Origin of the sequence: uncultured Serinicoccus sp., from assembly GCF_947500995.1 — a bacterium.
In the GTDB taxonomy this organism is placed as follows: Bacteria; Actinomycetota; Actinomycetes; order Actinomycetales; family Dermatophilaceae; genus Ornithinicoccus.
The window spans coordinates 65,426-82,978 of the sequence record NZ_CANMUA010000007.1 but is presented as its reverse complement, the minus strand read 5'-3'; the positions used below and the strand labels follow the sequence as shown (position 1 = coordinate 82,978).

The window sequence follows — 17,553 nt, the reverse complement described above, 5'->3', positions numbered from 1 at the left end:
GGACGCTCCCGGCGTCGTCCCCCGGTGGCTCAGCGCATCCGGGTCGGCGCGCCGCGGCGCTCCAGGACCACCCACGCGCCGATCGCGTCGTCCCCGGGGCCGGGCTCGCGGGACACCTCCTGCCACACGGCCGGGTCGACCTCGGGGAACCGGGTGACGCCCTCCGGCTCGAGGTCCACCTCGGTGAGGACCAGCCGGCTGGCGTGCTCGATCGTCTGCGCGTAGATCTCCCCGCCACCGACGACGAACACCTCCGTGTCGCCGGCGACGAGCAGGGCCTCGGCCAGGGAGTGCGCGACCTGGGCGCCCTCCGCCGACCACCCCCGTCGGCGGGTGACCACGACCGTCCGCCGGCCGGGCAGGGCCCGGCCGATGGAGTCCCAGGTGCCGCGGCCCATGAGGAGGACCCCGCCCGTCGTCGTCTCCTTGAAGAAGCGCAGGTCGGCCGGCAGGTGCCACGGCATCGCGGACCCGTCCCCGATGACCCCGTTGCGGCCGACCGCCGCCACCAGCGTCAGCGACTGCTCGAACCCGTGCACCAGCAGCGCGCCGGTGCGGCCCTCCCGCAGGGCGTCCAGCGCCCGGCGCTCGTGCGGAACGACGCCGTCCGGCAGGGCGTCCAGCGGCCACCACCGCAGCTCAGCCGCCCGGTGGGCCTCGGCGACGTGCGGTTCGCCCTCCCACGAGCTGGTGGTGACGAACACGTCGACCCGCTGCTCGACCGGGTCGGGGAGGGCGCAGGTCCGGTGGACGGTCGCGACGTGGTGCAGGTCGGCGGCGTGCAGGGTCACCCCCAGCTCCTCCCGGGCCTCGCGGACCCCCGCCTGCGGGAAGGACTCACCGGCCTCGACGTGGCCGGCCGCGCCGCACGCCCACCAGCCGTCCATGAACGGGGTGCCGCGGCGCAGCTGCAGCAGCACCTCGGTGCCGTGCGAGCCCTCGCGCTGCAGGACGACGTAGGTCGCGGGCACCAGGCGCCCGTCCGGGGGGTGCTGCACCGGGCCGTGCGTCATACGGCGATCGGTGCCTTGATCGTGGGGGCGGCGACGTAGTCGCGGACCTCGACGTCCTCGATCTCGAAGGCGTCGATCTCGCGGACCTCGGGGTTGAGCCACAGGGTCGGCAGCGGCCCCGGGGTGCGGGTGAGCTGCTCGGCGGCCTGGTCGAGGTGGTTGAGGTAGAGGTGCGCGTCACCGAGGGTGTGCACGAAGTCCTTGGCCCGCAGGTCGGTGACCTGTGCCACCAGATGGGTCAGCAGGGCGTAGGAGGCGATGTTGAACGGCACGCCGAGGAAGGTGTCGGCGCTGCGCTGGTAGAGCTGGCAGGACAGCCAGCCCCGCCGGTCGGGGTCGTCGGCCGCCGCCGGCGCGACGTAGAACTGGAACATGGTGTGGCACGGCGGCAGCGCCATCCGGTCGACGTCGGCGACGTTCCAGGCGCTGACGACGTGGCGCCGCGAGTCGGGGGCGGTCCGCAGGCCGTCGACGAGCCGCTGGATCTGGTCGATGGTCCCCCCGTCGGGGGCCGGCCAGGAGCGCCACTGGTGCCCGTAGACGGGGCCGAGGTCACCGTGCTCGTCGGCCCACTCGTCCCAGATGGTGATGCGGCGCTCCTGCAGCCACCGCACGTTGGTGTCACCGCGCAGGAACCAGATGAGCTCGCCGACGATGGAGCGCAGGTGCAGCTTCTTGGTGGTCAGCGCCGGAAAGCCCTCGGTGAGGTCGAAGCGCATCTGGTGGCCGAAGACCGACAGGGTGCCGGTGCCGGTGCGGTCCTCCTTGCGCACCCCCTCGGTGCGGATCCGCTCCAGGAGGTCGAGGTATGCCTGCATGCCGCCCACTCTAGAGGCGCGCCCCGACAGGCGGGCGCGGACGGCAGCACCGCAGGGCCGACGCCAGGAGGGTCGGAGGCCGCTCCGGGAGATATCCTGGTGCGCCATGAGCCACCCCCATCCCGAGCTGTCCGCGCCCCCGCCCCTCCCGGACGGGGGCGTCCGCGTCATCCCGCTCGGGGGGCTCGGTGAGGTGGGCCGCAACATGGCCGTCATCGAGCACCGCGGCAAGCTGCTGGTCATCGACTGCGGCGTGCTCTTCCCCGAGGAGCACCATCCCGGGATCGACCTCATCCTCCCCGACTTCACCGCCATCGAGGACCGGCTGGACGACATCGTCGCCATCGTGCTGACGCACGGCCACGAGGACCACATCGGCGCCGTCCCCTACCTCCTGCGGCTCAAGCCCGACATCCCGCTGGTCGGCTCCCAGCTGACCCTCGCGCTCATCGAGGCCAAGCTCAAGGAGCACAAGATCACCCCGCTCACGCTGGGCGTGAGGGAGGGCGGTCGCGAGCAGCTCGGCCCCTTCGACTGCGAGTTCGTCGCCGTCAACCACTCGATCCCGGACGCCCTCGCGGTCTTCGTCCGCACCTCCGGCGGCACGATCCTGCACACCGGCGACTTCAAGATGGACCAGCTGCCGCTGGACGGGCGGATCACCGACCTGCGCGCCTTCGCCCGGTTGGGGGAGGAGGGCGTCGACCTCTTCATGACCGACTCGACCAACGCCCACGTGCCGGGCTTCACGACCCCCGAGCGGCAGATCGCCCCGGCCATCGAGCGGGTCTTCCACAACGCCTCGCGACGGATCATCGTCGCCTGCTTCTCCTCCCACGTGCACCGCGTGCAGCAGGTGCTCGACGCGGCCGAGGAGTCGGGCCGCAAGGTGGCCATGGTCGGACGCTCGATGATCCGCAACATGGGCATCGCGGCCGACCTGGGCTACCTGCGCATCCCGGACGGCGTGCTCGTCGACCTCAACCGGCTGACCCGGCTGCCCGACGACCAGCAGGTGCTCGTCTGCACCGGCTCGCAGGGCGAGCCCATGGCCGCCCTGTCCCGCATGGCCGGTGGCGACCACAAGATCGACGTCGGCGAGGGCGACACCGTGCTGCTCGCCTCCTCGCTCATCCCCGGCAACGAGAACGCCGTCTACCGCGTCATCAACGGGCTGACCCGCCGCGGGGCGGACGTCGTGCACAAGGAGAACGCGCTGGTGCACGTCTCCGGGCACGCCAGCGCCGGCGAGCTGCTCTACTGCTACAACATCGTGCGCCCGCGCAACGTCCTGCCCGTCCACGGCGAGTGGCGGCACATGGTGGCCAACGCCGACCTGGCCGTCCAGACGGGTGTGCCCCACGACAACGTCGTCATCGCCGAGGACGGCGTCGTCGTGGACCTCGTCGACGGCAAGGTCCGCATCGCGGGCGCCGTCGACTGCGGCTACGTCTACGTCGACGGCTCGCTCGTCGGCGCCGCGGACGAGACGATGCTCAAGGACCGCAGGATCCTGCGCGACGAGGGCTTCGTCACCATCATCCTCGTCCGGGACGCCTCCTCGGGGGCGATCGCGGCCGGGCCCGAGATCCAGACCCGCGGCTTCGCCGAGGGCGAGGACGTCTTCGAGCGGGTCCGCCCGAAGCTGGTCGCGGCGCTCGAGGAGGCCCAGCGCACCGGTACCCAGGACAGCTACCAGCTGCAGCAGGTCATCCGGCGCACGGTCGGGTCGTTCGTCGGCAACAAGCTGCGCCGTCGGCCGATGATCATCCCCATCGTCATCGACGCCTGACCCGGGTCGGTCGGCGGCGGTCAGTCCTCGGGGTGGTCGGGGCGGCCGAGCCGCCGACGCAGGCGGGCGGCTTCCTCGGCGATCTGCGCCTCGGTGGGCTCGCGGTCCAGACGCAGCGTGGTGGCGTGGATGGCGACGCCGACGCCCCAGCCCATCATCGGCCAGACGGGCCAGTAGTAGCCCATCCCGGACACCAGCCAGATGGCGGTCAGCAGCGTCATGACGATGAGGTAGACCGACAGGTGCTGGGCGAACTCCTTGCGCTGCTGCAGGCGCTGCAGCGCCCGTTCGCGCATCTCGGGGTCGAGCTCGGCGTGCGGCCGGTAGGGCTGCAGCGGGACGCCCCCCTCGACCGGGTCCTGCGGTCCCTGCGGTAGCTGGCTCACCGTTCCAGCGTACTCAGCAGGGGCCACGGCCACGACCCCCTCGGCCGTCGAGGATGCGCATGATGTCGGGCACCAGGAACGCCCCCCAGCCGATCATGACCCACGCCGGCCAGAAGTGCCCGCCGCCGCTGACCGCCCAGACGGCGACGAGCAGCCCGATGAGCGCCACCGCCCGCACGACCCGGTCCCGGCTGGCGGACAGGTCGCCACGACCGTGCGGACCGCACCGGGCGACGCCCGGGGGCACCGGGAACCCGCCGGGTCCGGGCAGGCCGGGTACGTGCGCTCGCACGGGCCGCACGGGCACCTCCTCCACGCCCCCCGTCCCGGGCGTGGGCAGCGGGGGCGGGGCGCCCGTCGCACCGGTCGTGTCGAACGGGCCGGGTCGGCCCTGCACCGGGATGGTCATGGCAGCTCCTCGCTGGTCGGACGGTATGCCTCGACGCTAGACGTCGCGGCGTCCCGAGGGGCGTGACACCTGTCAGGAGGTGGCCGGGTGCCCCGTCACGACGCGGACGGCGAGCCGGGTCGGGCGGTGGACGGCGTGGGACCCGTGTGACGACGGTGACCATTGGGTACCGTGCGACCGTGGCCAAGACTGTGACCTCGACCCGAGCCGGCTCCGGCGGCGCCTCCCGGCGCCCCGCGAGCCGATCGACGACGACCAAGGGCCGCGGCTCGGCCGGCTCGGGCCGGGGCAAGCCCGCCGCCTCCCGGCCGGCCGACGGTCCCTCGCTCCCGGGCCGGGCACTCCGCGGCATCGCCGGGGTCACCGGGGGCACCGTGCGCGCGATGACCGACACGGCGCACGACCTGGACCCCGAGCACCGGCGCGACGGCGCGGGGTTCCTCCTGCTCGCCCTGGCCCTGGTCGTGGCCCTGCGGGAGTGGTGGGGCCTGGACGGCTACGTCGGCGACCTGATCCACGTCGCGGCGGCAGGCACCTTCGGTCGGGTCGCGCTGGTCCTGCCGGCGGTGCTCCTCTTCTTCGCCGTCCGGCTCTTCCGCGCCCCGGGGGAGCAGCAGGCGACCAACCGGATGAGCATCGGGATGTGCGCCATCCTCGTGTCCGCCAGCGGGATCACCCACCTCGCGACCGGCAACCCGGACTACGCCGAGGGCTCGGTGGTGCTGCAGCGCTCCGGCGGGATCCTGGGGTTCATGGCGTCCTCCATCCCGGCGTCGGCGATCACCGTGACCGGGGCCTACATCGTGCTCACCCTGCTGGGCGTCTTCGGGTTCCTCGTGCTCACGCGCACCCCCGTGCACCGCATCCCCGACCGCATCCGCGAGGTCGAGCAGCAGCTCTTCGACTCCGCCCGCTTCGACGAGGTCGACGCCGACGGCAACCCGCTGCCGCGTCGTCGCCGCGGCGCCGGGGACGTCGACGGCCCGCGCGTGGGGGACGTGCCCTTCGACCAGGCCGCGGAGGTCGACCGTGCGGCGAGGCGCGCCCGGCGTGCGGGGGCCCGCAAGGCCGCGGCCGACGACGACGGCACGGGGGAGGTCGCCCCGCCGGCGACCGGCAGGACCGCCCCGAGGACGGCCCCCCGGCCCGCGTCGAGGACGGCTCCCGCCCGGGAGGTCCAGGGCGACTCCACCGACGAGATCCCCGGGCCCCGGCCCGGGCAGAAGCGACCGGCCGCCCCCACCGCGGTCGAGAAGGCCAAGGCGGCCAAGTCCGAGCTCGAGGCGCCGCCGACGGCCCAGCTGCCGCAGCGCGTGGAGCAGCTGCAGCTGGCCGGGGACATCACCTACACCCTGCCGGAGTCGGCGCTGCTCAAGCCCGGCACCCCGCACAAGGAGCGCTCGGAGGCCAACGACAAGGTGGTCGAGGCGCTGACCGGCGTGCTCGAGGACTTCAACATCGACGCGCAGGTCACCGACTTCAGCCGCGGGCCGACCGTCACCCGCTACGAGGTCGAGCTCGGGCCGGGCGTCAAGGTGGAGCGGATCACCGCGCTGTCCAAGAACATCGCGTACGCCGTCGCCAGCGCCGACGTCCGCATCCTGTCCCCCATCCCGGGCAAGTCGGCGGTCGGCGTGGAGATCCCCAACGCGGACCGGGAGAACGTCAGCCTCGGTGACGTCCTGCGCAGCCAGACGGCACGCAACAACACCCACCCCATGGTCATGGGCGTCGGCAAGGACGTCGAGGGCGGCTACGTCATCGCCAACCTCGCCAAGATGCCGCACATGCTCGTCGCCGGCGCCACCGGCTCCGGCAAGTCGAGCTTCGTCAACTCGATGATCACCTCCATCCTCATGCGTTCGACCCCCGACGAGGTGCGCCTCATCCTCGTCGACCCCAAGCGGGTCGAGCTCACGGCCTACGAGGGCATCCCGCACCTCATCACCCCCATCATCACCAGCCCCAAGAAGGCCGCCGAGGCGCTCGCCTGGGTGGTCAAGGAGATGGACCACCGCTACGACGACCTCGCGGCGTTCGGCTACAAGCACATCGACGACTTCAACAAGGCCATCCGGGCCGGCAAGGTCACGCCCCCGCCGGGGTCGGAGCGGGTGCTGCAGCCCTACCCCTACCTGCTCGTCGTCGTCGACGAGCTGGCCGACCTCATGATGGTCGCCCCGCGCGACGTCGAGGAGTCGGTGGTGCGCATCACCCAGCTCGCCCGCGCCGCCGGCATCCACCTGGTGCTCGCCACGCAGCGCCCCAGCGTCGACGTGGTCACCGGCCTCATCAAGGCCAACGTGCCGAGCCGGATGGCCTTCGCGACGTCCTCGCTGGCCGACTCCCGGGTCGTGCTGGACCAGCCGGGTGCGGAGAAGCTCATCGGCATGGGCGACGCGCTCTTCCTGCCGATGGGTGCCAGCAAGACGATGCGCGTGCAGGGGTCGTGGGTCACCGAGTCCGAGATCCACGACGTCGTCGCGCACGTCACCGGGCAGCTCAAGCCGAGGTACGTCGAGGAGGTCATCGCCGCTCCGGCCAAGAAGCAGATCGACGAGGACATCGGCGACGACCTCGACCTCCTCCTCCAGGCCACCGAGCAGGTCGTCACGACCCAGTTCGGCTCGACCTCCATGCTGCAGCGCAAGCTGCGCGTCGGCTTCGCCAAGGCGGGCCGTCTCATGGACCTCATGGAGAGCCGGGGCATCGTGGGACCGTCAGAGGGCAGCAAGGCCCGCGACGTGCTGGTCAAGCCGGACGACCTGGAGACCACCCTCGCGCTCATGCAGGGTCAGGACCCGCCGCGGCCCGAGGTGGAGTCCGACACCGCACCCTTCGACGCCGATCCGACCGAGGTCGCCGACGAGGACGACGCCGCCGTGGCGGAGGCGCCGGGCTCCGTGCGTGACGACGGTGCGCCGGCCCACGCGGCCCGCCGCGACACCCGCTACGACGGCGACCCCATCAGCGGCAGCTACGTCGAGGACGAGGAGGAGCCCGAGAGCGAGGACGCCTGGTCGCTCACGGGACGCGACTGACGTGGCTCCCGGGCGCCGCGACTCGCTGGCGTGGGTCGAGGCCGGGACCCGTCTCTGGGAGACGACGCTCGGGTCCGTGGAGGACCAGGCGCTGCGGGCACCCTCGCTGCTGCCCGGCTGGAGCCGGGCGCACGTCGTCGCGCACGTCGCGCTCAACGCCCGGGCCCTGGGCCACCTCGTCACCTGGGCCCGCACCGGGGTCGAGACGCCCATGTATGCCTCGCCGGAGGCCCGCGACGCCGACATCGAGGAGCTGGCCCCGGCCCCGGCGGCGGTCCTGCGGGCACGTTCGCAGGACGCGGCGCAGGAGCTGATGCAGGGGATGGGCCGGCTGGGGGCCGAGCAGTGGGAGGCGCGGGTGCGGGTCCGGCAGGGCACCGCGATCGCCGCCGACACGATCCCCTGGCTGCGGGCACGGGAGGTCTTCCTGCACGCGCTCGACCTGGGTGCCGGGGCCCGCGACCAGGACCTGCCCGAGGCCTTCGCCCACGCCCTCCTGGGCGACGTCACCCGCCAGCGGTCCCGCATGGAGGGACACCCGAGCCTCGTCCTGCTCGACCAGGACGGCGGGGCCCGCTGGGAGGTCGGTCGTCCCGGGTCGGGGACGCAGCCGGTGGTCGGCGACGTCCGCGCGCTGGCCGCCTGGGTGACCGGACGACCCGCCACGCTGCCCCTCGGGGTCACCGGCGACCGGCTGCCGCAGCTGCCGGCCTGGCTCTAGGGGCCCCTCAGGCCTGCGCCGCGTCCTCGACGTCCTGCAGGACCCGCAGGACGTTGCCGTGGGTCAGCGCGTCCAGGTCGGAGGCGGACCACCCCCGGTCCCGCAGCTCGGCGAGCAGGGCCGGGTAGGTCGAGACGTCCTCGAGGCCGACGACGACCTGCTCGGTGCCGTCGAAGTCCCCGCCCAGCCCGAGATGCCCGACGCCCGCGACGGCCCGCAGGTGGTCCAGGTGGTCGGCCACCTGCGGCAGCGTCGCCTCCGGCCGGGGGTGGCGCTGCTCCCAGGACCCGGCGAAGCGGGTCATCGCCGGGTGGTCGTTCGGGTCGAGCCCCGCCTCCTGCGCCGCCTCGCGGGCGTCGACCTGCCAGCGCCAGCAGGCGGGGGAGACGAACTGCGGCACGAAGGTCGCCATGCACACCCCTCCGGCGGAGGCCATCGAGGCCAGCACGTCGTCCGGCACGTTGCGCGGCGAGGGGCACAGGGCGCGGGCGTTGGAGTGGCTGAAGAGCAGGGTTGCCGTCGAGGCCGCCAGCGCGTCCCGCATCGTCGTGGCCGCGACGTGCGAGAGGTCCACGAGCATGCCGAGCCGGTTGAGCTCGCCGACCACCTCGCGTCCGAAGGCCGTGAGGCCGTCGTGCTCCGCGGCGTCGGTGGCGCTGTCGGCCCAGGGGGTGTTGTGGTTGTGAGTGAGGGTGAGGTAGCGCACCCCCAGCCGGTGCAGCACCCGCAGCACCCCCAGCGACGACCCGATCGACTGCCCGCCCTCGGCGCCCAGGAGGGAACCGACCCGGCCCTGCGCCATCGCCTCGCGCACCTGGGCGGCGGTCGCCGCGAGGGTGAGGCGGTCGGCATACCGCTCGAGCAGGCGGTGCACGAGGTCGATCTGCTCGAGCGTGGTCGCCACGGCCTTGGCCTCGTCCAGCGAGGACGGGACGTAGACCGACCAGAACTGCCCGCCCACCCCTCCGCGGTGCAGCCGCGGGAGGTCCGTGTGCAGACCGCGGTCGCGCGTGCCCGAGCGCAGGTCGACCTCCGGTCCGCGCTCCCCCCCGACGAGCTCGCGCAGCGCCCAGGGCAGGTCGTTGTGCCCGTCGACGACCAGGTGCCGACCGCTCCAGGACCCGGGGTCCGTCTGCTCGTCCATGGGCACATCTGACCACGGGAGGCCGCGGCCCGGGCCGGGGGGAGGCGTGGACGGCCACGGCAGGGGCGGGCCGCACCTACACTCGAGGGATGCTGGAGACCACGCGAAGCGTCGCCGTCGTCACCCTCGGGTGCACCCGTAACGAGGTGGACTCCGAGGAGCTGGCGGGGCGGCTGGCGGCCGAGGGCTGGACCCTCGTCGAGGACGCCGCGGACGCCGACGTGGCCGTGGTGAACACCTGCGGCTTCGTCGAGCAGGCCAAGAAGGACTCGATCGACGCCCTCCTCGAGGCGAACGACCTCAAGCGCACCGGGCGCACCCAGAAGGTCGTCGCGGTGGGGTGCATGGCCGAGCGGTACGGCGAGCAGCTCGCCACGGAGCTGCCGGAGGCGGACGCGGTCCTGGGCTTCGACTCCTACGGGGACATGTCCCAGCACCTGCGCACCATCCTCGGGGGCGGGAGCGTGCCCTCGCACGTCCCCGCCGACCGGCGTCGGCTGCTGCCGATCTCCCCCAGCGCACGGCATACCTCCAGCGCGGCGGTGGCGCTGCCCGGCCACCAGCAGTCGGGGGGGACGCCCACCCGGACCGAGGTCGAGCCGGTCGTCCCGCTCGAGCAGGTGGCACCGGCCACCGGCCCCCGGGTCGTCCGCGCCCGCCTGGACGGACGGCCGTGGGCGCCGCTGAAGATCGCCTCGGGCTGCGACCGGCGGTGCGCGTTCTGTGCGATCCCCATGTTCCGCGGCGCGTTCGTGTCGCGGACGCCGGAGGAGATCCTCGCCGAGGCGGCCTGGCTGGGGGAGCGGGGCGTCAAGGAGGTGTTCCTCGTCAGCGAGAACACCACGTCCTACGGCAAGGACCTGGGTGACCTGCGGCTCGTGGACGCACTGCTGCCCGAGCTGACCCGGGTGCCGGGCATCGAGCGGGTCCGGGTGTCCTACCTGCAGCCGGCCGAGATCCGTCCCGACCTGCTGGACGCCATGGCCGGTACCCCCGGCGTGGCGCCCTACTTCGACATCTCCTTCCAGCACGCCTCCGGGCCCCTGCTGCGCCGCATGCGCCGCTTCGGCGACCGCGAGTCCTTCCTCGGGCTGCTCGAGCAGGTGCGCTCCCGCGTCCCCGAGGCAGGGATCCGGACCAACGTCATCGTCGGCTTCCCGGGCGAGACCGAGGAGGACGTCGCCGAGCTGACCGACTTCCTCGCTGCGGCGCGCCTCGACGTGGTCGGCGTCTTCGGCTACTCCGACGAGGACGGCACGGAGGCGGAGGGGTATGCCGACAAGGTCCCCGAGCACGTGATCCGGGAGCGCGTCGAGCAGGTGGGTGCGCTCGTCGAGGAGCTGACCACCCAACGGGCCGCCGAACGGGTCGGGACGCTCGTGGAGGTGCTGGTCGAGGCGGTCGAGGACGACGACGAGGACCTGCGGCTCGTCGGTCGCGCCGGGCAGCAGGGCCCGGACGTCGACGGCGTGACCTACCTCGTCGACGAGGACGGCCGGATGCCTGCGCTCGTGCCCGGTGCGGTCGTCACGGCGCGGGTGGTGGACACCGAGGGTGTGGATCTGGTGGCATGTCCCATCGCGTCCCCCGGCAGCGAGGAGCCCGGCCGATGATCGGCCCGCACGACCCCGACGGACCTGACCTGGCGACCGCCACGGCCTCGCAGCGCGTCTCCCCCTGGAACCTCCCCAACGCGCTCACCGTCCTGCGGATCGCCCTGGTCCCGATCTTCGGGTGGTTGCTGCTCAGCGGCGGCGGGGACGACCCGGGGCTGCGGTGGTGGGCGCTCGCCGTCTTCCTCGTGGCCATCGGCACCGACTGGGTGGACGGCCACCTCGCCCGCAAGCAGGGGCTGATCACGGCCTTCGGCAAGCTCATGGACCCGATCGCCGACAAGGCGCTCATCGGGACCGCCCTCGTCGGTCTCTCCCTCCTCTCCCTCCTGCCGTGGTGGGTCACCGTCGTCATCCTGGTGCGCGAGGTCGGCATCACGCTCATGCGCTTCGTCGTCATCCGGCGCGGGGTCATCCCGGCCAGCAAGGGCGGCAAGCTCAAGACGGTGCTGCAGTCCGTGGGGATCGCCGTGCTCGTCGCACCGGTCGCGGGCTGGTTCCACGACCTCGGGCTGTGGGTCATGTATGCCGCGACCCTGGTCACGGTCGTGACCGGTGTCGACTACGTCCGTCAGGCCCTGGCTCCCGCGGGCAGGCCGCCGGCCACCGGGTCATGACCGGGTCCCCGGGTGGGGCGCGGGCCTCGGTGCTGGTGCGGGACCTCCTGGCCCGCGAGGAGTCCGTGGTCACCGCCGAGTCGCTGACCGGGGGTCTGGTGTGCGCTGCGCTGACCGACGTGCCGGGCGCCAGCGGCACGGTGCGCGGCTCGGTCGTCGCCTACCTCGACCCGGTCAAGGAGCAGGTGCTGGGGGTCGGTGCCGCGGTGCTGGAGGGGCCGGGGGCGGTCTCGCGCGAGTGCGCGGAGGCGATGGCACTCGGGGGCGCCCGGGTGCTGCACGCCGACTGGTGCGTCGCGACGACCGGCGTGGCCGGGCCGGGACCCAGCGAGGGCACCCCCGCCGGCACCGTGCACGTCGCCGTCGCCCGCCGGGAACAGGTGGTGGGCCACCGGGTGTTCTCCCTCCATGGTGACCGTGACCACATCAGGAGGGCGACGGTGAGCGTCGCGCTCGACCTGCTGCAGGACTGCCTGAGGAGAGGTGTGTCGGGCGGGGACGGTACGGTAGAGGTACGAGGTGCCGCCACGGCATCCGGTCCGGCCCCCGGGTCGGCACGGGTCGACGCAGCGGCACCGGGCACAGCGGACGCGAGAGGTGAGGAGGGATGACCATGGTGCTCCTACGACGCGAGCTCGGGGACGCTCTCCGGGAGACGCGGCAGACGCAGGGCCGGACGCTGCGGGAGGTCAGTGCCTCGGCGTCCTGCTCGCTGGGCTACCTCTCCGAGATCGAGCGGGGGGAGAAGGAGGCGAGCTCGGAGCTGCTGGCCTCGATCTGCCGCGCCCTGGACGTGCCGCTGTCCCAGATGCTCTCGACCGTCGCCGACCGGGTCAGCCTCACCGAGACCGCCGAGACGCAGATGACGACGGTCCTCACCGAGGGTCTGGCGCAGCCGATCGACCCGCGCCGCGTCGGTCGCCGCGACTCCGTGGTCTCCGCCGCCTGAGCCCGACCACGGCGCATCGCTGATGCACCTCGACATCCACCACGAGCCCGGCCGGGTTCACATCACGCTGACCCCGGGCGACCGCGAGCCCGACACCCGCAAGGGCGCGCTGGCCAGGCATACCGCGTCGTTCGCGGTCACCGTCGCCCCGCGCAGCCTGCACCCCGACCTGCTGGTGCTGTCCGCCGTGCTCTGCGCCCGCCCGTGGATCCGCCGCCAGACGCCGGTGACCAGCAACCTGTCCGGGAGCCCCGCCCTGGCCGGAGCCCTGGCCTCGGGACCGGGGCTGCGGCTCGGGTCCGTGGACCCGGCCCTGCCCCCGCGGCGCAGGCCCGAGCCGGGGGTGCCCGGGCTGTGCTTCAGCGGCGGGACCGACAGCGTCGCCACGCTCGCCGTGATGCCGGAGACCACCCGCTCCTACCACCTGCTCCGACGGGCGCCGGAGGGCGAGCGGCGGGCCACGATGTTCGACACCCGGGCCGCGCAGGAGTCCTGCGAGGTCGTGCGGCGACACGGTCGCCGGGTCGATGTCGTGGACAGCGACGTGGAGTACCTCCGCGAGTCGATGGGCTTCCCGCACGACTTCACCACCGCCGTCCCTCTCCTGCTGCACGCCGATCGGGACCGGGTGGACGTCATCGCCTGGGGTGCCCCGCTGGAGGCGACCTACCGGCTGCAGCGCGGTCACTACCGTGACTTCGCCGACTCGCCCTTCGTGGCCGAGTGGGGCCCGGTCTTCCAGGCGGTCGGGCTCCCGGTGTGCGTGCCCATCGCCGGTGTCTCCGAGCTGGTGACCAGCAGGATCGTCCACACCCACGCGCTGGGCGCGGCCGCGCAGTCGTGCGTGCGTGGGCCCCGGCTCGGCTCGCCGTGCGGCCGGTGCGCGAAGTGCGCCCGCAAGACGCTGCTCGCCGGTGCCGTGACCGGTCGATGGCCCTCGGCGTCGACGCTCGAGCGCCAGTGGCGCGGGGCCGAGCCGCGGGCCCACCTGCTCGCCGACCCGATCAAGGTGGAGCCGGTGATCTCCCACGCCGTCCACCGCCACCTCGCCGACGGGGGCGACAGTGCCCTGCTGCGCCTCGTCGCCCGCAAGGTCGGCCCGGACCCGCTGCCGTGGCTCTCGCGCTCCTTCGACCCCGCGCTCGAGCTGGTCCCGCAGCCCTACCGGGAGGAGGTCTCGGACTGGCTGCACCGGGTGGCCCCGCCGATGAGCCCCGCCGAGGAGCAGGCGGTCCGCGACTACGACGTCCGGGACGAGGACCGGGCGGCGGCGCAGCAGGCCCTGGTCGACTGGTTCGAGGCCCACCCGCCGCAGGAGCGGTGGTCGCGGATGCGGGGGCGGGCGCGCCGGGAGGCGCGGGCCCGGGCGCGGCGGGCTCGCGACGCGGTCCGCCGCCTCCTGCCCGGGACCCGGGCCTGACCCGCGTCCGTGCCGGGACCGCAGGAGAGGGGTCAGTAGCTCGGCCGCCGCCCGTGCCCGAGGGGCGACTGCGGGCGCCCGTCGTCGGTCGGGGCGCGACCTCCCTGACAGCGGGGGCAGGAGAACATCACGCGTTCCTGGGGCTGGCGGCCGATCGGCGCCAGCCGGATCGTGCTCCCGCAGCGCTTGCAGGGCAGCCCCATGCGCCCGTGCACCCACGCGTCGTCCTCGTTGACGTCACCCCGTCCGGTGATGGTCGTCCGGCCGGCCCGGCAGCTGACGACCAGCAGTCGGCGGGCCAGCTCGAGCAGCTCGCGCACCTGCTCCTCGTCCAGCTCTCCGACGGGGGTCCACGGGTTGATGCCGAGCAGGAAGAGCGGCTCGGCGGTGAAGATCGTGCCCATGCCCGCCACGTTGCGCTGGTCGAGGCAGGCCTCGGTGACGGTCCGTGCCGGGTCGGAGCGCACGTTGGCCAGGGCGAGCTCGCCGTCGTACGCGGGGTCCAGCAGGTCCGGACCGAGGTGGCCGACCACCCGGTGCTCCTCGCTGGTGCGGACCAGCTCGAGCATCCCCAGGGAGTCCCCGACGGCGACCCGGCGCCCGGTCCACACCAGGATCCGCACGGTATGCCGTCGCGCCAGCGCGTGCCGGCGCGCCACCGGGTGGACCCGCCAGGACCCCTCCATCCGCAGGTGGCTGTGCACGGTGACGTCACCCTCGACCCGGTGCAGCAGGTGCTTGCCGCGGGGCACGACCTCCAGGGTCCGGCGGCCCGAGAGATCGGCCGTGGCGTGGGCGGGGACCCGCACGTCCGAGCCCTCGAGGACCTCGCCGGCCAGGGCCTGGTGCAACCGCCGCGCCGTCCGCCAGACCGCATCGCCCTCAGGCACCGGTGAACCCCGTCCCGAGCGACGTGCCGATGCTGATGACCGCGGCCGCCGGGAGGGGCGAGCGCACGGACAGGGCGGCCGCCGCTCCGTCGTTGACCAGCAGGTCGACCTGGACCGGCCGGCCGAGGCGGGCCGACAGCTCGCCGGAGAGGCGGGCGCGGGGGTCCTCCTCGGGCCGGGCGATCGTGCCGTAGGTCTCGTCGACGTCGAGCCGACCGTCCACGACGTAGTTGGCGATGGCGACGCGCACCCGCAGCGGACCGGTCTCGTGGTCGTCCGGGAGGACCTGTCGGCACGCCTGGGCCACGAGGTCCAGGAGGGCGGTGGGGGCCGGCCAGGTGCGCGTCTCGAACGGGGTCCAGGGGACGGCCACCGCCACCGAGGGCCCGAGCAGGCCCTGGCGCACCCGGGACGCCTTGATGCGCGAGTGACCGAGGTCGAGGACGACGCCCGGATCGTCACCGACGCCGACCGCGAGGCCCACCAGCGCAGCCCGGCCCGGGTCGGGCGCCACCTCCGCGCCGTGCGCCCGCACCCGGGGGTCGCCGGAGGCACGGGACCCCAGCTCGCCGGCGACGACGCCACCGCACACGACGACACGAGCGGCCGTCTCCCACCGGGCCCAGTCCGCCTCGGTCCACTCGGCGCGGGCCGCACGGTCGGCGGCGGTCGGGCTGCGCACGGTCCGCAGCAGGTGCGCGAACGCGTCGACCCACTCCTCGGCGACCCCCTCCGCCCACGCGTCCCCGGCCCGGAGGGCACGGTCGAGCACCAGCAGCGGCGCACCCTCCACCGCGACCTCGGCCTCGGACGCCGCGGCCCGGACGGTCGCGGACAACCCGGTGGCGCCCAGCACCCGCCCCGCAGGCCGCCCGTGCCAGGTCGCACCGGGGCGCAGCAGCACCGTCCGGTTCAGACCCGTCCGCCGGGTGATGTCGGGTGCCCTCACGTGCCCAGTGTCTCCTCCGGCCCGGCGGACTGCACGTGGGCGGGCTCCTGGAGGTGCAGGCGCTCACCCGACCAGTCCTCGCGCAGCCACCGGTCGTGGCTGGCGACGACCACCGCTCCCGGGTAGGCGGGCAGCGCGAGCTCGAGCTCGGAGACCAGCAGGAGCGAGAGGTGGTTGGTCGGCTCGTCCAGCAGCAGCAGGTCCGGCGGGTCGGCCAGGACCACGGCCAGGTCCAGACGCCGCCGCTGGCCGACCGACAGCTCCGCCACCGGTCGGTCGAGGTCGCGGCCGGCGAGGAGCCCGAAGCCGGCCAGCGGCTGCCGGGCGGCGCGCTCGTGGCCGACCCGGCGGGCATACTCCGACCGGGCGGTGTCGCGCGTCGGGTGCGGTGTCGGCTCCTGGGACAGCAGGTCGACGCTGAGCCCGGGCGCCCACGTGATGCGTCCGCCGCTCGGGCGCAGGGTGCCGGCCAGCAGGTCGAGCAGCGTGGACTTTCCCGAGCCGTTGCCGCCGGTGACGAGCAGTCGCCCGTGGGCCGGCACGACCAGGGACAGCGGCGCGAGCCGCCCGTGCAGGCGCACGTCGACGGCGCGCAGGAGGGGGTCGGTGCCGGGGCGCGCCGCCGGCCCACCCTGAGGTGCGCCGAGCCCACGGAAGCGCAGCCGCGCGGGCGGGCGACGCACCTGCTCACGTTCGAGGCGCTCGAGCGCGGTGCTCGCGTCGTTGACCCGCCGGGCCACGACCCTGGCGTTGCGGTCGGCGTAGAACTTCCTGCTGGCGCGGGCCTCGGTGCGGGGTCCCCGGTCGGCGTGGCCGACGGTGTGGTCGTCGGCCACCTTGCGCCGCAGCCGCACCAGCTCGGCCTGCTCGTCCCGGTGCCGGCGCACCCAGCGCCGCCGGTCCTCCCGGCGCTGCTGCAGGTATGCCGTGTAGCTGCCGGTGTACCGGGTCAGCCCGTATCCCGAACCGGGCGAGTCGTCGTCGGCGGCGACCCGGGCGTGCGGCACCGGTGTCGGGTCGAGGTCCAGCACGGTAGTGGCCACCTCGTCCAGGAAGGCCCGGTCGTGGCTGGCCAGCAGCACCGGCCCGGACCAGGAGCGCAGCAGGTCCGTGAGCAGGGCGGTGCCGGCGTCGTCGAGGTGGTTGGTCGGCTCGTCGAGCAGCAGGGTGTCGGGCGAGCGCAGCAGCGTCCAGGCGAGCGAGAGCCGGGAGAGCTGACCGCCGGAGAGCTCGCCGGTCCGGCGGTCGCGGGGGAGGGAGCCCAGACCCAGGCCGTCGACCACTCGCGCGGCACGGTGCTCGACGTCCCAGGCAGCGTGCCGGCGGGCGTCCTCGATCGCCGCGTCGAGCGCAGCACCGGCGCCGGGCTCCGCACGGGCCAGCGCCGCGGCCGCGTGCTCGACCCGGTCGGCCAGTCGGCGGACCGCGGCGACGGCGTCCTCCAGCACCTCGACCACGGTGAGCCCGAGGTCGAAGGGCACCTCCTGGTGGTGCAGGCCCACGGTGCCGGGCGCCTGGACCTGGCCGGCGTCCGGTGCGGTCAGTCCGGCCACGATCCGCAGCAGCGTCGACTTGCCGGAGCCGTTCTCGCCGATGAGGCAGGCCCGTCCGCCGGAGGGCACGACGAGCGACACGTCGGTCAGCACCCGATGGGTGGGGAAGGACTTGGACACCCCGTCCACCCGGAGGTGGAGCGGGCCGTCGGCGTCGCCGGACGGCAGGTGAGAGGTGACGGACATGGGTCTCCTGGGGCAGCGGGCAGGCGGTCGTGCGGCGCGGGGCAGCCTCAGG

General features: G+C 74.2%; 16 protein-coding genes. 8 read left to right on the top strand and 8 right to left on the bottom strand.

From position 1 onward, the window contains the following. Window positions 1–29: 29 nt before the first annotated feature. Window positions 30–1,013 carry a dihydrofolate reductase gene (locus Q0967_RS11830; protein ID WP_298750453.1) on the bottom strand — a complete coding sequence of 328 codons (984 nt, stop codon included), beginning with the start codon at window positions 1,011–1,013 and terminating at the stop codon, window positions 30–32. Then, the gene (locus Q0967_RS11825) at window positions 1,010–1,831 is read right to left on the bottom strand and encodes a thymidylate synthase (protein WP_298750450.1); all 822 of its coding nucleotides are present in this window, start codon (window positions 1,829–1,831) and stop codon (window positions 1,010–1,012) included. The genes Q0967_RS11830 and Q0967_RS11825 overlap by 4 nt, the downstream gene beginning before the upstream one ends. 106 nt (window positions 1,832–1,937) lie before the next feature. Between Q0967_RS11825 and Q0967_RS11820 the strand changes: the two genes are divergently transcribed. Next, a complete protein-coding gene (locus Q0967_RS11820) occupies window positions 1,938–3,623 on the top strand; it encodes a ribonuclease J (RefSeq protein WP_298750448.1) in 1,686 nt (561 codons plus the stop codon). Window positions 3,624–3,643: 20 nt separating this feature from the next. Here the strand turns inward: Q0967_RS11820 and Q0967_RS11815 are convergent, their stop codons facing one another. Both Q0967_RS11815 and Q0967_RS11810 read right to left on the bottom strand, forming a co-directional pair. After that, window positions 3,644–4,009 (bottom strand): 2TM domain-containing protein, encoded by a 366-nt coding sequence (locus Q0967_RS11815; RefSeq protein ID WP_298750446.1) that lies wholly within the window; start codon window positions 4,007–4,009, stop codon window positions 3,644–3,646. Between the two features lie 13 nt (window positions 4,010–4,022). Continuing rightward, window positions 4,023–4,418 (bottom strand): hypothetical protein, encoded by a 396-nt coding sequence (locus tag Q0967_RS11810; protein WP_298750444.1) that lies wholly within the window; start codon window positions 4,416–4,418, stop codon window positions 4,023–4,025. 383 nt (window positions 4,419–4,801) lie between these two features. Here Q0967_RS11810 and Q0967_RS11805 point away from each other — a divergent pair, with 383 nt between their 5' ends. Together Q0967_RS11805 and Q0967_RS11800 are read left to right on the top strand one after the other, a co-directional pair. Then, window positions 4,802–7,459, top strand: coding sequence for a DNA translocase FtsK (locus tag Q0967_RS11805; RefSeq protein ID WP_298750863.1), 2,658 nt, complete (start codon window positions 4,802–4,804; stop codon window positions 7,457–7,459). Between the two features lies 1 nt (window position 7,460). After that, window positions 7,461–8,180, top strand: a complete 720-nt coding sequence (locus tag Q0967_RS11800) for a maleylpyruvate isomerase family mycothiol-dependent enzyme (RefSeq protein ID WP_298750442.1) — start codon at window positions 7,461–7,463, stop codon at window positions 8,178–8,180. Between the two features lie 7 nt (window positions 8,181–8,187). Here Q0967_RS11800 and Q0967_RS11795 read toward each other — a convergent pair whose 3' ends face one another. Next, complete coding sequence (locus tag Q0967_RS11795) at window positions 8,188–9,324, bottom strand: dipeptidase (protein ID WP_298750440.1); 1,137 nt, start codon at window positions 9,322–9,324, stop codon at window positions 8,188–8,190. Between the two features lie 89 nt (window positions 9,325–9,413). On the opposite strand from Q0967_RS11795, the gene rimO reads away from it, so the two are divergent. Genes rimO through Q0967_RS11770 form a run of 5 tightly spaced genes read left to right on the top strand, consistent with a single transcriptional unit; the run spans window position 9,414 to window position 13,923 of the window. Next, window positions 9,414–10,937: a 30S ribosomal protein S12 methylthiotransferase RimO gene (gene rimO / locus Q0967_RS11790; protein ID WP_298750438.1), complete on the top strand. Its 1,524-nt coding sequence runs from the start codon at window positions 9,414–9,416 to the stop codon at window positions 10,935–10,937. Then, window positions 10,934–11,554: a CDP-diacylglycerol--glycerol-3-phosphate 3-phosphatidyltransferase gene (gene pgsA, locus Q0967_RS11785; protein ID WP_298750435.1), complete on the top strand. Its 621-nt coding sequence runs from the start codon at window positions 10,934–10,936 to the stop codon at window positions 11,552–11,554. The genes rimO and pgsA overlap by 4 nt, the downstream gene beginning before the upstream one ends. Further along, window positions 11,551–12,165, top strand: coding sequence for a CinA family protein (locus Q0967_RS11780; protein WP_298750433.1), 615 nt, complete (start codon window positions 11,551–11,553; stop codon window positions 12,163–12,165). The genes pgsA and Q0967_RS11780 overlap by 4 nt, the downstream gene beginning before the upstream one ends. Before the next feature lie 2 nt (window positions 12,166–12,167). Then, window positions 12,168–12,503, top strand: coding sequence for a helix-turn-helix domain-containing protein (locus Q0967_RS11775; RefSeq protein WP_130013149.1), 336 nt, complete (start codon window positions 12,168–12,170; stop codon window positions 12,501–12,503). A gap of 22 nt (window positions 12,504–12,525) precedes the next feature. Then, window positions 12,526–13,923: a DUF6395 domain-containing protein gene (locus tag Q0967_RS11770; protein ID WP_298750427.1), complete on the top strand. Its 1,398-nt coding sequence runs from the start codon at window positions 12,526–12,528 to the stop codon at window positions 13,921–13,923. Between the two features lie 32 nt (window positions 13,924–13,955). Here Q0967_RS11770 and Q0967_RS11765 read toward each other — a convergent pair whose 3' ends face one another. The 3 genes from Q0967_RS11765 to Q0967_RS11755 are packed head-to-tail and all read right to left on the bottom strand — an operon-like array spanning window position 13,956 to window position 17,501. Then, window positions 13,956–14,813, bottom strand: coding sequence for a DNA-formamidopyrimidine glycosylase family protein (locus Q0967_RS11765; RefSeq protein ID WP_298750425.1), 858 nt, complete (start codon window positions 14,811–14,813; stop codon window positions 13,956–13,958). Beyond that, window positions 14,806–15,762 (bottom strand): hypothetical protein, encoded by a 957-nt coding sequence (locus Q0967_RS11760; RefSeq protein WP_298750422.1) that lies wholly within the window; start codon window positions 15,760–15,762, stop codon window positions 14,806–14,808. The genes Q0967_RS11765 and Q0967_RS11760 overlap by 8 nt, the downstream gene beginning before the upstream one ends. After that, window positions 15,759–17,501, bottom strand: coding sequence for an ABC-F family ATP-binding cassette domain-containing protein (locus Q0967_RS11755; protein WP_298750420.1), 1,743 nt, complete (start codon window positions 17,499–17,501; stop codon window positions 15,759–15,761). The genes Q0967_RS11760 and Q0967_RS11755 overlap by 4 nt, the downstream gene beginning before the upstream one ends. Between the last annotated feature and the right edge of the window lie 52 nt (window positions 17,502–17,553).